The following is a 14,380-nucleotide window of genomic DNA, read 5'->3' on the forward strand; positions in this document are numbered from 1 at the left end:
CTCCGGTCAGAGGGTCGTCGGCACGCCCGCGTTGGTGAGGACCTCCCGCGCGGGCAGCGCGACGCTCGCGGCGGCGGTCAGCCCGGTGGCGGCCAGATGGGCGTCCGCGATCCGCAGCCCGGCCGCGTACCCGGCGAAGTCCGGCAGCCCGACCGGCTCGCAGCCCAGGATCCGCGCCGTCGCGTCGCCGTGCACGTACGGGGGCAGGTTCGCCATCCCGGCGACGTCGATCCCGGCGGTGACCTTCCGGTAGGCGCGTTCCAGCTCCTCGCCGGTCAGCGTCGTGGCCCACGGGCCCATGGCCCGCTCGCCGGCCAGTTCCCGGACGAAGGCCTCGGCCAGCCCCTCGGCGACGACCTGCTCGCCGACGGTGACGGTCATCGGGTTCCAGGCCACGTTGGCGTAGCGCACGTTGTGGTGGAGCTCGTGGGCCGCCGCGTAGCCGATCCTGGCCAGGGCGGTCTCGGTGGGCCACATGACCAGCTGGATCGCGCCCGGGATCCCGCCCATGCCGAGGTAGCCGCTGCTGCGAACGGTCAGGTGCTCGTCGTCGGGGTCGCCGAGCACCAGGACGACGTGCACGGTGTCGGCGTGCGCGACGCCGGGCACCGCGCCGTCGATCCGCTCCCACGCGGCGGCGAGCGTCTCCTCGACCCGCTGCCAGACGCCCGCCTCGCGCATCCGCCGCACGGCGGGCAGGTACCGGTCGTCCTCCCGGTCGAGCCGGCAGCCGCCGCCCAGGCGCTCGTGCATCGCGACCAGGTCGACCTCGCCCATCACCGCGCTCATCGCGCCCTCCAGCGGACGGTACAACTCCCTCAGGGCGTCCCTGCGTTCGGCCACCGGACGCCGGAACATCGCGAGCATCCCGCTCGCCGTGTCATGAACGATGATCTTCATGACCCCGGACGCTAGATCCTCCCGTCGCGTGAGGGTCAACAGGCTCGGTGGGAGCGCGGGGGCGGGCCCTCCTAGAAAACTCGGATACCGGATGTCGACCGGACACGGACAAACTGGGGGCCGATCGGGCCGGCCCGCTCCTCTTCCCGCACCAGTCGATCAACCATGGAGTGCTTCGTGCGTTTCACCTCAGTCAGACGTGTCCTGTTGGCGCTCGCGCTGGCACTGGCGGGTCTGGGGCTGTTGCCGACCGCCGCTTCGGCGGACGGCCCGGCGACCGTGCTGCTCAACCAGGCCTCCCAGCGCTGTCCGGACGGCGCGGTCAATGGCCAGGACATGCACCCCTGCGCCCCGTCGGACAACCCCGGCATGTGGGTGATCAACCGGCTCGGGCCCGACCAGTTCATGCTCGCGGAGTCCCGCGGCCACGGCTGCCTGTCCTTCACCGAGGTGAAGCCGACCGTCAAGTCCTGCGCGCCGTGGGACGCCAAGCAGCTGTTCTCGATCACCCGTTACGAACCCTCGCCGGCGCTCTACGGCCTGGTCGGGATGAAGATCAGGAACCCGGACACCGGCTGGTGCCTGGACAACGTCGGCAAGCGCTACGGCGGCTGGACGCTCATCGCGAACGTCTGCGCCCAGGGCGGCTCCGCCCTCCAGCAGTGGGACATCGACCGCACCACCTACGAGACGGTCTGGGGTGCCCCGGGCGGGCATGCCGGCATGACCTGGACCACCCTGGAGCAGCGTGCCGACAACCTGGTGCACGTCGGGTTCGACGACCTGAGCCACAGCAACCCGTACCAGGGCGACCACCCCGCCAACGCGGTGCTGCCGGTGCTGTGCATCCGCCAGGACGGACGCTCGGCCCCCAACGGGATACCCACCAGCGGGTTCCACGCCTGGGCGGGCGGTGAGGTGAAGGCGACCACCGGGCTGGCCGGCTGGCAGCTCCCGAGCCTCGCGGTCGCCGACGCGAAGTGTGCCGGCAGCTTCGGCGGCGGCTGGCGGATGGCGGAGTTCCACGACGGCCACGGCTGGGGCCTGTGGGCCAACGGCACACTGCCCACGGGCACCCGGTTCTGGACCGCGATCAGCGGCCAGCCCGCGAACCCCTGGGACTGAACGGCCCGTCTCCGGCGGCCGGCCGGTCCTCGGACCGGCCGGCCGCTCGTTGCGGGAATCCCCGCTACGTCCGCGGAGGCAGGCCGAGCGTCGGCAGGTGATCGGCCGTCAGGAGGGCGACGAGTTCGCGCCGGTTGCGCACGCCCGTCTTGTCGAGGATGGCCGTGACGTGCTGCTGGACCGTGGGCACCGTCAGGTGGAGCAGCGTGGCGATGTCCTTGGTACTGCTGCCGCGCACCGCGTGCAGGGCGACCTGGCGCTCGCGCGGGGACAGGCCGTGGGCGAGGATCGCCACCGGCAGGCGGTGCAGGGGCGAAGCGGGGGAGATGAGGACGGCGACCTCGCCGCCCCTGCCACCCCGGCCGCCCCCGCCGTCCAGCGGCGACGCGTACAGCGCGAACCACTGGCCGTCCGGGGTGCACACCCGCACCTCCGAGGTGCCGGCGTTGCGTGCGGCCTGGCAGGCGACGGTGAGGAAGCCGGTGGGCACGGCGCAGGCGTGGGAGATGGGTTCGGCCATCCGCCGGATCAGCTCGCGGGCTCCCGCGTCGGCCGAGCGCAGTCGCCCCTGCCCGTCCAGGATCGCGACGGCCGGCGGGTGGCCGGCCTGCACCGGCCCGTCGGTGCGGGCCCGGCGCAGCGTCACCAGGTGGGCGGTGCGCAGGGCGGCGCCGATGGGGGTGGTGATGCGTTCGGCCAGCCGCAGTTCGGCCGGGCCGTAGCGGCCGCGTCCGTGTCCGCGCATGAAGGCGGCGCTGGCCCAGCGGCCGCCGCCGAGGTCGAAGTTGATGCGCAGTTCGTCCCCGTAGCCGCAGGACCGGAGCAACTCCCGGTAGCGGATGCTGGTCTCGCGGTGGCCGCCGGTGGCGCGGTCGAGGGTCTGCACCCGGTGTCCGGCGGCGCGGATGGCGGTGAAGTTGGTGCTGTCCTCGCTGAACATCTCCAGGTGCACGGCCTGTTCGAACCGGCTGGGGTCGAGCCCGTCGGCGACGGTGGAGGTGGGGAAGCCGGTGACCGGGTCGGTGCCGTGCCAGCAGCCGCCGTCGAAGCCGAGCGGGCCCGCCAGCAGGGTGTGGAGGCCGCGGAAGAGCTCGCCCGTCGACAGCCCGCACGCCGACAACTCCGCGATGGCGCCCAGGACGTCGCGCTCGATGTCACGTCGATTGGCCACGCACGAGATCCTACGGAAGCCCCGGCGGTGCCCGCGACGCCGTCGCCGCCGCGACGGCGTCCGGGACGGCGTCCGGGACGGCCCCGCCACCTGGTCGGTGGGCGGCGTTCTCGGCGAGCGGCTGCTCATCCCCCGCCGCCGGAGGGTGCGTGGCGGCGGGGGATCGCTCGACTCAGTGGCCGAGGTGGCGGGCCAGGAACCTGGCGGCGCTGTCGGCCTCGAACCTCGGGAAGTCGAAGTGCTTGCCCGCGTTGGCGTGCAGGGTCTTCTCCTGCGAGGCGAAGGCGTCGAACAGGGCGAGGCTGTCCTCGCGCGGGATGAGCTCGTCGTCCCACTGGAGGGCGAACTCGACCGGGACGGTGATCCGCCGCGCGTACTCGGTCAGGGCGTCGGGCCAGTGCAGACCGAAGACGGCCGCCCTGATCCTCGGCTCGGCCGCCACCAGCGGAATCCCGAGCGCGGTGCCCAGGGCGATGCCGAAGTAGCCCACCGGCCCGTCGGCGCCGATCTCCGGCAGCTCCTGGAGGGCGTCCAGGGCCGCCCGCCACTCGCCCACCGCCGACTCGGCCAGGCGGGCGTTGTACGGGACGACGATCGGGCCCACCGGCTCGCCCGCCGCCTGGGCCTTGCGCAGGGCGGCGATGTCGCGCTCGTCGTCCGCGCCGCGCGGGCGGTCGCCGTGACCGGGCGCGTCGAGGACGGCGACGTGGAAGCCGAAGCCGTGCACGAGGAGCGTAGCCCGGCCCGTCATCGCGGGGTGCTTCTTGTGGGCGCCGCCGCCGTGGCCCATCAGGACCAGGGGCGCGCGCTCGGCCGTGCCGGAGGCCGGCGACCAGAGGACGCCGGGGACACCGCCCACGGTGAAATCGCGCTCGACCATGCCGTTCGACGAGGACTCGGCGGTGAAGTTCAGAGAGTTCACGGGGTGTTGCCTTTCGGGAGTGCCTGATGTCGAGGCGCTCCCGGCGACACCTGCGTCAGTCGCCGGCCGTGACGGAAAGGGGGAGCACCCACGTCTGTCCTGCGTTCATGGGTCTCACCTCCTCGGGCGGCGTCACGGTCGTCAGCGGAAAGCTACAAGCCCGGGCCCCGCCTCGTCCAATCCTGTCCTGCCGGCCGGACGCCGCCCCGGCCACCCGGGACGCCGCCCCGGCCGCCGCCGTCAGCGGACCAGGTGGACCTCCGGGTTCGCGGGGGACGGGACGGTGAACAGCGGCGTCGGCCGGTGGCGGAGGTGGAGGTCGAAGAAGGCGGCCAGATAGGCGCGTTGGGCCGCGACGGCGCGCAGCGGCGGGACCGTGCCGATGAGGTGGTCGACCTCCTCGTCGGTCCAGGACATGGCGGAGCGGGCGGCGGAGAACAGCACCTCCAGGTCGGCGAAGCTGCCGTGCCCGGAGCCGTCCATCAGGAGCTGGCGGCGCCAGGAGGTGAGGCGCGGCCAGAGCGAGTCCCACATGGCGTCGCGGGTCGGCCGGTCGTCCGCGGCGCCGAACAGGAGCAGCGGGCGGTCCAGGCCGTCGGTGGCGACGGTGCCGAAGACCGGCCCGTCCAGGGAGGCCCCGGCGAGCACGCGCGGGTCGTCGTGCAGGGTCTGGACGGCGGTGGCGCCGCCCATCGAGTGCCCGGCCACGCCGACGGCGCCCAGGTCCAGGGCCGCGCCGAGGCCCGGCGGGAGGGGGCGCTGCTCGGCGTCGGGGTTGGTGCCGGCGGCGAGGTCGGTGAGGCGGTCGAGGACGAAGCGGGTGTCGGCGGTGCGGTAGGCGACGATCTCCTCGTCGGTCATGGCGAACACGGCCGGCTTGTTGCGGACCTCCAGCCGGCCGTCCGGGAAGGCGACTTCACCGGCGTCGAAGGTGTGGTCGAGCGAGACCACCACATAACCGCGGGAGGCGAGGTCCTCGGCGGCGAGGGTGCCGAAGGAGCGGTCGGAGCGCGAGCCGGGGGAGTAGAGGACCACCGGGTGGCGGGTGGTGCGGTCGGCGGGCGCGTTCTCGCGGGAGTGGGTGACCGGCCAGGCGAGCCGGCCGGGGGCGGCGCCGAGGTAGTCGGACTCCAGGTGGGCCTGCTCGGCCGGCCCCGTCCACGGCGCGAGCCGGTGTCCGGGCGCTCCGCAGGCGGCGGCCGGGTACCAGAGCTGGGCCATCAGCTCACGCGGACGCGGGGTGGGGGCCCAGCGGTCGGGGCGCTGCGGGTCGACGAGGTGGAGCGTGGTGGTGCCGACGGGCAGCGGGCCGGTGGGCGCGGGCAGGGTGATCGGGATCGGGACGGTGGCGCCCGTACCGGTGCCCGTGCGCGTGACGGCGGCCCCGGCGGCCTGGGTGGCCCGGGCGGCGGGGACGGCCGTGGTGGCCAGCGCGCCGGTGGCCAGCAGGACGGTGAGCGCGGCGACGGCCGGGCGTGAACGGTGGTGCGACGGGTGGTGCGCCATGGGGCTGTTCCTCCGAGGGGCGGGCTGGTCTCTGCGGCCCCCACGGTGGCGCCCCGGGATCGTCCGGCGCGTCCGGCCGTGGGCATACGACCGTGGTCGGATGCCGGCCCGCCCGCCCGTGGCTAGCCTGGCCGGGTGGAGAACGACGAGCGGGTCGCGCCCGTCCCGTGGACCAAGCGGCTGACGCCCGCGCACCGGGTGTGGACCGACCCGCTGACCGCGCTGGCCGGCACGGCCGTGACCGCCGCCCGGGTGCTCGAAGCCGCCCGGCACTTCGACCCGCACGGGCGCGGCAACCCGCCGCCGGACAGCCCGGCCACCGTGGCCGTCGCCCTGCTCGCCACCGTGGTGCTCGGCATGGCCCTGGCCGCCCGGCGGCGGGACCCGGTCGGGGCCTGCGGGCTCGCCCTGTTCGCCTGGGCGGGAACGGTGGTGGCCTGCCGGCAGCCCGCGATCGCGCTGGTCGTCGGGTTCTGGGCGGTGCTGGTCGGGATGCTGGTGGCGTACACGGCGGCGGCCCGGGACCGGCGGGCCGCGCGGGTGGCGCTCGGCGCGCAGGCCGTCGGCTGGGCGGTCACCCTGGCGGCGCCCGCCGAGGTGGGCAGCAATGTGCTGCTCGCGGTGATCGGGCAGTCGGCCGGCTGGGTGCTGGGGGACGCGGTGCGCCGCCACCGCGCGCACACCGCCGCGTTGGCCGCCCGGGCGGTGGCCCTGGAACGCGCCGCGGCCTCGGAGGAACGGCTGCGGCTGGCACGGGAGTTGCACGATGTGGTGGCGCACAGCCTGGGCGTGGTGAGCGTGCAGGCGGGTTACGGCCGGTACGCGCTGGAGCGGTCCGGGCAGCAGGACGGGGCGGCCGGGGCGGCGCTCGCGGCGATCCGGACGGTGAGCGCGGAGGCGCTGCGCGAGATCCGGGCGCTGCTGGCCGTGTTGCGCGAGGACGCCGGGCCGGGCGAGCCGCCGTCCGCCCCCGCGCCCGGTCTGGTGGCGGCGGACCTGGAGCGGCTGGCGGAGCGCACCGGCGCGGCGGGCGTCGCGGTGCGGGTGCGGATCCGCGGCCGGGAGCGCGAACTGGCCCCCGGCGTCGGCCTGTCCGGCTACCGGATCGTGCAGGAGGCGCTCGCCAACGTGGTCCGCCACTCCGGTGCGGCGGCGGCCCGGGTGGAGGTGGAGTACCGGGACGGCGAGCTGTGGCTGGAGGTCACCGACGACGGCCCCGCCGAGGGCCGAGCGGAGGGCCGGGCGGAGGGCCGCGCCCGCGCCGCCGCGCCGTCCGGCGGCAGCGGCCTGGCCGGAATGCGCGAACGGGTGGCCCCGTACGGCGGTTGGTGCCTCGCCGGGCCGACGCCGTCCGGCGGGTTCCGCGTCACGGCGGGCCTGCCGCTGGACGCGGGGCTGCCGCCGGCCGCCGCGACGGGGGCCGGGTCGTGACGATCCGTGTCGTGGTCGCCGACGACCAGGCCCTGGTGCGGGCCGGGTTCGCCGGCATCCTGCGCCTCGCCCCCGGCTTCACGGTGGCCGGCGAGGCGGCCGACGGCGCGCAGGCCGTCGAACTCGCCCACCGCGAACGGCCGGACGTCGTGCTGATGGACATCCGGATGCCCGGCCTGGACGGCATCGAGGCCACCCGCCGGATCACCGCCGGGCCGTCGGGCAGCCGGGTGCTGATCCTCACCACCTTCGAACTGGACGAGTACGTGCGCGGTGCGCTGCGCGCCGGCGCCGGCGGCTTCCTGCTCAAGGACGCCGAGCCGGCCGAACTGCTCGCCGCCACCCGGGCGGTGGCCGCCGGCGAGGCCGCGCTCGCGCCCCGGGTCACCCGCCGGCTGATCGCCGGACTGCTCGCCGACGGGCCGGCCGGCGCCCCCGAGGACCCGGCGCGGGCCCGGGCCCGCCAGGCCGTCGCCGCCCTCACGGCCCGCGAACGCGAAGTCCTCGCCCTGGTCGGCGACGGCCTCACCAATCCCGAGATCGCCGCCCGGCTGCACATCACCGAGGGCACCACCAAGACCCACATCGGCCGCCTGCTGCACAAGCTCGCCGCCCGCGACCGGGTCCGCCTGGCCATCCTCGCCCACCACGCGGGCCTCTCCCGCTGACCGCCGGGCGGGTTGACAGGTTTCTTCGTATCGAGAATATTGGATGCGTCTTGAGGGGCTCGCGAAAGGAGTGCACGGTGGACCCGCTGGCCGTTCACAAGGCGCTCGCGAACCCCGCGCGGGCGGAGTTCCTGCACTGGCTGAAGACGCCGGAGCGCTACTTCGACGAGGCGTACTACCGCGAGCGCGGCGTCGGCTTCCACATCGGCGTCTGCGTGACGGACATCCGCGAACGCTCGGGGCTGGCCCAGTCGGTGGTCTCCGGCTACCTGCAGATCCTGCGGGACGCCGGACTGCTGGTCTCGGAGCGGATCGGCAAGTGGACCTTCTACCGCCGCGACGAGGAGACGATCGCCGCCTTCGCGGCGTACGTCCGCGACGAGCTCTGACGCCCGGAGAAGGCCGCGCCGTGCCCCGCTGCGCCCTCCTGCGGGCTTTCTGCCCGCAAAATTCATCTAACTATCTAGATTTGTAGGTTGGTCTGCCATGGGAAAGACCGGTCCGGTCGTCCTGACCCTCTCGCTGGGGGTGTTCGGGATCATCACCACGGAGATGGGCGTCGTCGGCGTCCTGCCCCGGGTCTCCGAGGAACTCTCCGTGCCGCCCTCCACCGCCGGGTGGCTGGTCGGCGTGTTCGCGCTGGTGGTGGCCGTCGCCGGCCCGTTCGCGACGCTGCTGGCCTCCGGGGTGCGGCGCAAGACCGTCCTGGCGGTCGCCCTCGCGGTGTTCGCCCTGTCCAACGCCGTCTACGCGCTCACCGACCGGTTCGCGGTGATGCTGGTCTTCCGGATCGTGCCGGCGGTCTTCCACCCGGTGTTCTTCGCGGTGGCGCTCACCGCCGCCGCCCGGCTGGTGCCCCCGGAGAAGGCGACCCGGGCCGCCACCACCGTCTTCGCCGGGGTGACGCTCGGCTTCGCCTTCGGCGTGCCGGTCACCTCCGCGCTCGCCGAGCACGTCTCCCTCGCGGCGGCCTTCTGGTTCGGCGCGGGCGCCAACCTGCTCGCCCTGATCGGGATCCTGGCGCTCTTCCCGGCGATGCCCGCCGAGCGGCGGCTCTCCTACGGCACCCAGCTGGGGATCCTGCGCCGCCCCCGGCTCTGGCTCGCGCTGGCGGCCGTGGTGTCCGTGTTCGCCGCGATGTTCTCCGTCTACGGCTACTTCGCCGAGTACCTGGAGCGCGTCACGCACTTCGGCGGGTCCACGGTCGGCGCCCTGCTGATGGCCTTCGGGATCGTGATGGTGCTCGGCAACCTCGTCTTCGGGCGGCTGCTGGAACGCCACCCGGTCCGGACGGTGACCGCCTTCCCCGTCCTGTTCGTGCTCGTCTACGCCGTGGTCCGGGCGGTCGGTCCGTGGCCCGCGCCGATGGTGCTCGCGGTGCTGCTCTGGGGCGCGGTGCACTCGGGCGGGCTGGTGGTGAGCCAGACCTGGCTGGCCCGGGACGCGAAGGACGCGCCGGAGTTCGGCAACAGCCTGTTCATCTCCTTCTCCAACCTGGGCATCACCCTCGGCACCGCGGTCGGCGGACTCGTCGTCGCCGGCCCGGGAGTGCGCCAACTCCCGTGGGTCGGGGCGGGATTCGCGCTGGCGGCGCTGGCCGCCGTGCTGCTGCGGCGCCGACTCGGCACCGGGTCCGGGCCGGAGGCGGCGGAGAGGTTTTACCGAACGGTCGACCGACCGGAGCGGGTGGTCGGGTAGCGTCCGGAGCCGTCCCTTCCGAACACCACCGTGAGCCCCGTCCGCCTCCCCGGCGGGCGGGGCCGCCGAGGAGGCCGCCATGAACCCGCTCGACCTGTACGCGACGGCGTCCGAGCTGCCGACGCCGTGGGACTCCACCGTGCTCGGGCGGGTGGGGACGGCCGCGGTGAAGGTGCTGCGGATGGACGGGCGGCCGCTGCCGGTCGAGGTGCACGAGGACGCCGAGCTGCTGCTGGTGCTCGACGGCCGGCTCGAACTGCTGGTGGACGGGGCCGGGGTGACGGTAGGACCGGGGGAGCTGTACCGGGTGCCGGCGGGTGCCCGGCACGCCGTCCGGGCGGGCAGCACCGGGACGTTGGTCCTGGTGGAGGCGGCCGGGGAGGGCGATGTCGGTGGCGCGGGGTAGCTTGCCGGCATGGACGACGCCGAACTCGCCTCCCTCCTGGCCGGCCGCGCCGGCTGCCCGTACCCCGGCGCCTGGCAGGACGCCCCGTTCGCGGAACGCGTGGTCGACGGCGTCCGCTTCGCCCTGGTCGCGGTCGACCCGGGGCTGAGCGCGCTCGCGGTCCGGCGTGACGACGGTTCGCTGTGGTGCCTGCCGGAGGACGGTGGGCGCGATCTGGTGAACAGCGGTGTCGCGGCCTTCGTCGCGTTCACCCGCGCCTACGACGCGGCCGCCACCGAGGCCGCCGCGTACGACGGCCCGGGTGACGGCGCGGGTGACGATGCCGCCTGGGAGGCGGCGGAGGAGGCGGCCGAGGCGCTCACCGAACGGCTGCTGGAGGGGTTCGGAGAGCTCGACGCCGCGGCCGTCGCCGACGAGAACTCGTTCTGGTGCGTCGCCGCGGAGGAGATCGGCTACGGCATGAGCGTGTGAACCGGCCGGCGGGGTGGCCGGGCGGCGGGGCGGCCGGGCGTCAGGGGCGCCAGACCACCGTCAGGTGGGAGGGGTAGAGGCTGCCCGGCGAGCGGAGCAGGAAGAGGCCGACGACCAGACCGGCGTCGTTGACGAACAGGGTGGTGTTGTCGGAGCTGTTGGGGGCGAGGTTGGTGAGGGTGCCGTCGGGCGCCCAGATCCGGCCCGACTGGTACTGGCGGGCCGGGATGCCGTCCCAGGCGTAGCCGATCGCGGTGCCGGCGCCGTTGATCCCGACGGCGACCGAGTTGCCGCCGGTCAGGGGCTCCCGGGGCAGCGGGGTGAGGGTGCCGTCCGGGCTCCAGCGGGCGGCGTGCGTGGTGAGCTGTCCCAGGTCCGGCTGGTACTGGCCGACGACGGTGCCGGAGGCGTTGATCGCGGTCGGCGAGGTGTACGGGCCCAGGTCGCGCAGGGCACCGCCGGGCGAGCGGACCAGGCCGTGGCGGCTGGTGCCGATCCCCTGCGGCCGGTCGGCGACGCCGATCACCGTGCCGGCGTCGTTGATCCCCACCGGCCAGTCGCCGCTGCCGGAGGTCGGGCCGCTCTGGAACCGGACCGGGGTGCCGTCCGGGCTCCAGACGATGCCGTGGAACGAGCCGACGGTGGTGTAGGAGCGGCCGATGGCGAGGCCGGCGGCGTTGACGCCGGTGACCTCGCTGGCGGTGTCGCCGGGCAGCGGGGCGAGGGTGACGGTGGTGCCGTCCGGGCGCCAGGCCACCGCATGGGTGCCGGCGGAACCGGTGTAGGACGTGCCGACCACGATGCCGCTGCCGCTGATCGCCGCCGCCCTGCTGTACAGGTCGCCGGGCAGCGGGGGCAGGGCGGTGGGCGTGCCGTCGGCGGCCCAGCGGACGGCGGTCGACTGCCAGGAAGTGCGGCCGGTGGGCCAGGAGATGCCGATGGCGAGGTTCGCGTCGTTCACCCCCAGGGCCTGCGCGAATTTCTCGCCGGGCAGCGGCGGGAGGGTGGCGGGGGTGCCGTCGGCGGCCCAGCGGACGGCGCTGGCCTCGACGCCCTGCCCGGAGGCGTAGGCGTAGCCGACGACGACGCCGGCGCCGTTGACCCCGGTGGGGTCGCTGTAGGACTTCCCGGGCACGCCGGTCGGCAGCGCGGTCATGGCGGGGGTGGTGGTGGAGGCGGTGGAGGTGGCCGGGGCGGCGGGTGCGGCGGGGGCGGCTCCCAGCAGTGCTCCGGTGCTGAGGGCGGCGGCGGCGACGGCGGTCGCCGTTCGTCGGCCGGGTCGGACGGTCATGGCACGGGGTCCCTGTCTGCTCGGCGGCATGTCGGCCCGGTCCGGCGCCGGTGCGGCGGACCGGGCCGCTGGTGCGTGCGGTGGTACGGGGTGCTCCGTGTGCTCCGCCGGCGGTCGGGGCGGCGGTCGTTACGGGCGCGACTCTAGCGCCACTACCGCACCTTCGCAGGTGAATTGACCACTCCGGATACGTTCCGCAGGTGCCCGGCAAGTGCCACCGTGCAAGGTGAGGGCGACGGGGGAGCGCCTCAGCACCACTCCTCCAGGTAGAGGAGGGTCCGGCCGTCGGCCGAGACGAACTCGAAGGGGCGACAGGTCGGGGACTCGCCGGTATCGGACAGCCGGTTCTTGACGGCCTGCCAGGTGTCGGCGCGGTCGGCTGCGGCGATGTGCCGGAACGAGGAACCCGCACCGTGGCCGGTGATCACCGCGTCGGCCGTGGTGAGCAGGCGCTTCACCAGCCGGGGGTCGAGCGGCCCGCGGACCTTGCGCCAGCGCTGCCCCCGGTCGTCGACGAACTCGGTGGCACCGCCGGGCGACGGTACGCCCGCGCCGTAGGTGTACTGGACCGGCGGCAGGCCGGCCGTCAGTTCGGCCATGGCGGCGGTGCGCGGGCGCTTCCTGGGCATGGCGCCAGCTTCTCAGGAGGCCCGAAAAGCGGAACGAGCCGGGGCCGGTCGCGGGGGAGATCGCGACCGGCCCCGGCTGTCGGGGGTGGTGGGTCAGCGGAGCCAGGCGTGGTCGCGGACGATCGGGAGGGCGGCCCAGCGGCGGGCGAGGCCCCAGGTGCGGCCGGCGCCGGTGGCGGCGAGGGCGAAGAGCAGGACGGCGTAGAGCACGTGGTCGTCGAGCAGTGGGTTGGTCGAACCGCTGGCGCTGCCGTCGGCGAGGTGGCGGGCGGGCGGCCACTCGGCGGCCCACATCAGGGCGAGCAGCGCGGTTCCGCCGACGGCGGTGATCCGCAGGGCGACACCGCCGACCAGGGCGAGCCCGATGCCGAGCAGGCCGAGCATGAACAGCCAGTCCGCCCAAGCCTGGCCGGCCATGGAGTGGAAGGTCTCGCGGAACGGGCCGGCGGCGACGTGGCTCAGGAAGCCCTTGGTGGGCGAGGTGCCGTCGATCCAGGCGCGGCCGTCGGCGGTGGAGTAGCCGAGTCCGAAGGTCTTGTCGGCGAAGGCCCAGAGGAACACCGCGCCGAGGGCGATCCGGGCGGTGGCGAGGGCGGCGCCGCCCGCGGTGAGCGGGGCGGAGGCGGTGGCGGAGGCGGTGCGGTGGGCGGCGGCGCGACGGAAGGGGTTGCCGGAGGTGCGGGCGGCGGAGAGGTGCTGAACGGCCATGGCGGGCTCCTCGGTGGGGGGTCCCGGGCGGGACCTCGGTGGACCGACGGTTGTCGGACCGGACCGTGCGACTGTGCCGTAGTGCGGTTCAACTGCTGTGCATCGGTGCGGTGTTGGGGTCTTCCTCGGTGCCGTGCTGTCCTGCTGGGATACAGCCTGCCGGTCCGGCGGCGGCGGGTCTGCGGGCCGTTGGTCCCGATCGGGGGGAACGACGGTCCCGATGCGCCGGTCTTGTCAGTCTTGTTTTCAAACTATCCATGCGTCAGACTGGCGCCGAGCTGGTTGGAAAACCGAACTGACAGGCATTCGGAGGCCGCCCATGGGACCCAAGCTGCCGCGCAGGCTCGCCGAGCACCCCTCGGTGCGGGCGGTGCTGGCCGCCCGTGCCGTGTCCGGCACCGAGGCCGGCACCGAGGCCGGCGCCGAAGCCGCCCCGCCGCCGCCGATCGACGCCGCCTGGCTGCGGGAGCTGTGCCTGCGCGCCGGGGCCGACGACGCGGCGGCCGTCGGCCTGGACCACCCGGACCTCGCCGGGGAGCGCGAGCATGTGCTGCACGCCCTGCCCGGCGCGCGCACGCTGGTGTCGCTCGTCGTCCGGATGAACCGGGACGACGTCCGCTCGGCCGCGCGCAGCGTCGCCAACCAGGAGTTCCACCGGGCCGGCGAACTCGTCAACGACGCGGCCCGCACGGTGGTCCGCGCGCTGGAGGACGCCGGCCACCGCGCCGTCAACCCCTCGGCGACCTTCCCCATGGAGATGGAGCACTTCCCCGGCCGGATCTGGGTGGTCGCGCACAAGACGGTCGCGGTGGCCGCCGGCCTCGGCGTCATGGGGCTGCACCGCAACGTCATCCACCCCCGCTACGGCAGCTTCGTGCTGCTCGCCACCCTCCTGCTCGACGCCGAGGTGAGCGCGTACGGCGAACCGCTCGACTACAACCCCTGCGTCGACTGCAAGCTGTGCGTCGCCGCCTGCCCGGTCGGCGCGATCACCAAGGACGGCGACTTCGACTTCCTGGCCTGCGCCACCCACAACTACCGCGAGTTCATGGCCGGCTTCACCGACTGGGTGCAGACCGTGGCCGACAGCGAGGACGCCGCCGACTTCCGCGGCCGGGTCACCGACGCCGAGAACGCCTCGATGTGGCAGAGCCTCGCCTTCAAGCCGAGCTACAAGGCGGCCTACTGCCTCGCCGTCTGCCCGGCCGGCGAGGACGTCCTCGGTCCCTACCTCGACGACCGGCGGCACTTCATGGACACCGTGCTGCGCCCGCTCCAGGAGAAGACCGAGACCCTCTACGTCCTGCCCGGCTCGCGCGCCCGGGAGTACGCCGAGCGCCGCTTCCCGCACAAGCCGGTCAAGGAGGTCAGCGGCGGCTGGAGCGCCCCCGCGCCCACGGCGGGCAGGAGGGACCCCGACAGGCGATAGCCTGGGGTGCCCCGCAGGGGGGCCG

At 74.7% G+C, this 14,380-nt stretch carries 15 protein-coding genes; 8 read left to right on the forward strand and 7 right to left on the reverse strand.

Annotated features, from left to right (window positions below):
- Positions 1–6: 6 nt before the first annotated feature.
- Complete coding sequence (locus ACFVUH_RS16375) at positions 7–900, reverse strand: DUF2268 domain-containing protein (RefSeq protein WP_387913841.1); 894 nt, start codon at positions 898–900, stop codon at positions 7–9.
- A 177-nt stretch (positions 901–1,077) separates the two neighbouring features.
- Here ACFVUH_RS16375 and ACFVUH_RS16380 point away from each other — a divergent pair, with 177 nt between their 5' ends.
- A complete protein-coding gene (locus tag ACFVUH_RS16380; protein ID WP_355367828.1) occupies positions 1,078–2,025 on the forward strand; it encodes an RICIN domain-containing protein in 948 nt (315 codons plus the stop codon).
- Positions 2,026–2,089: 64 nt separating this feature from the next.
- On the opposite strand, the gene ACFVUH_RS16385 is transcribed toward ACFVUH_RS16380, so the two are convergent.
- From ACFVUH_RS16385 to ACFVUH_RS16395, 3 genes are all read right to left on the reverse strand, one after another.
- On the reverse strand, positions 2,090–3,196 hold the full coding sequence (locus tag ACFVUH_RS16385) for a response regulator transcription factor (RefSeq protein WP_387913843.1): 1,107 nt from the start codon (positions 3,194–3,196) through the stop codon (positions 2,090–2,092).
- 172 nt (positions 3,197–3,368) lie between these two features.
- Positions 3,369–4,118 carry an alpha/beta hydrolase gene (locus ACFVUH_RS16390; RefSeq protein WP_387913845.1) on the reverse strand — a complete coding sequence of 250 codons (750 nt, stop codon included), beginning with the start codon at positions 4,116–4,118 and terminating at the stop codon, positions 3,369–3,371.
- 240 nt (positions 4,119–4,358) lie between these two features.
- A complete protein-coding gene (locus tag ACFVUH_RS16395; protein WP_387913846.1) occupies positions 4,359–5,624 on the reverse strand; it encodes an alpha/beta hydrolase family protein in 1,266 nt (421 codons plus the stop codon).
- Positions 5,625–5,759: 135 nt separating this feature from the next.
- Here ACFVUH_RS16395 and ACFVUH_RS16400 point away from each other — a divergent pair, with 135 nt between their 5' ends.
- The 6 genes from ACFVUH_RS16400 to ACFVUH_RS16425 all read left to right on the forward strand — a co-directional run bounded on the left by ACFVUH_RS16400 (position 5,760) and on the right by ACFVUH_RS16425 (position 10,298).
- Entirely contained in the window at positions 5,760–7,055 is a 1,296-nt protein-coding gene (locus ACFVUH_RS16400; protein ID WP_387913848.1) for a sensor histidine kinase, read from the forward strand.
- Positions 7,052–7,723, forward strand: a complete 672-nt coding sequence (locus tag ACFVUH_RS16405; protein ID WP_355367815.1) for a response regulator transcription factor — start codon at positions 7,052–7,054, stop codon at positions 7,721–7,723. Before ACFVUH_RS16400 ends, ACFVUH_RS16405 begins: the two co-directional genes overlap by 4 nt.
- A 77-nt stretch (positions 7,724–7,800) precedes the next feature.
- A complete protein-coding gene (locus ACFVUH_RS16410; protein WP_355367812.1) occupies positions 7,801–8,112 on the forward strand; it encodes a helix-turn-helix transcriptional regulator in 312 nt (103 codons plus the stop codon).
- Between the two features lie 97 nt (positions 8,113–8,209).
- Positions 8,210–9,421, forward strand: a complete 1,212-nt coding sequence (locus ACFVUH_RS16415; protein ID WP_387913850.1) for an MFS transporter — start codon at positions 8,210–8,212, stop codon at positions 9,419–9,421.
- Positions 9,422–9,500: 79 nt separating this feature from the next.
- A complete protein-coding gene (locus ACFVUH_RS16420) occupies positions 9,501–9,827 on the forward strand; it encodes a cupin domain-containing protein (RefSeq protein ID WP_387913851.1) in 327 nt (108 codons plus the stop codon).
- Positions 9,828–9,836: 9 nt separating this feature from the next.
- Positions 9,837–10,298 (forward strand): SUKH-4 family immunity protein, encoded by a 462-nt coding sequence (locus ACFVUH_RS16425; RefSeq protein ID WP_387913852.1) that lies wholly within the window; start codon positions 9,837–9,839, stop codon positions 10,296–10,298.
- Between the two features lie 40 nt (positions 10,299–10,338).
- On the opposite strand, the gene ACFVUH_RS16430 is transcribed toward ACFVUH_RS16425, so the two are convergent.
- The 3 genes from ACFVUH_RS16430 to ACFVUH_RS16440 form a co-directional block, all read right to left on the reverse strand.
- The gene (locus tag ACFVUH_RS16430) at positions 10,339–11,589 is read right to left on the reverse strand and encodes a hypothetical protein (protein WP_387913854.1); all 1,251 of its coding nucleotides are present in this window, start codon (positions 11,587–11,589) and stop codon (positions 10,339–10,341) included.
- A gap of 248 nt (positions 11,590–11,837) precedes the next feature.
- Positions 11,838–12,218 (reverse strand): hypothetical protein, encoded by a 381-nt coding sequence (locus tag ACFVUH_RS16435; RefSeq protein WP_387913855.1) that lies wholly within the window; start codon positions 12,216–12,218, stop codon positions 11,838–11,840.
- A gap of 93 nt (positions 12,219–12,311) precedes the next feature.
- Positions 12,312–12,926 carry a hypothetical protein gene (locus ACFVUH_RS16440; RefSeq protein ID WP_387913857.1) on the reverse strand — a complete coding sequence of 205 codons (615 nt, stop codon included), beginning with the start codon at positions 12,924–12,926 and terminating at the stop codon, positions 12,312–12,314.
- Positions 12,927–13,245: 319 nt separating this feature from the next.
- On the opposite strand from ACFVUH_RS16440, the gene ACFVUH_RS16445 reads away from it, so the two are divergent.
- Entirely contained in the window at positions 13,246–14,355 is a 1,110-nt protein-coding gene (locus ACFVUH_RS16445) for a 4Fe-4S binding protein (RefSeq protein ID WP_387913858.1), read from the forward strand.
- The last annotated feature ends 25 nt before the right edge of the window (positions 14,356–14,380 follow it).

The organism is Kitasatospora sp. NPDC058032 (genome assembly GCF_042885845.1).
GTDB lineage: Bacteria > Actinomycetota > Actinomycetes > Streptomycetales > Streptomycetaceae > Kitasatospora.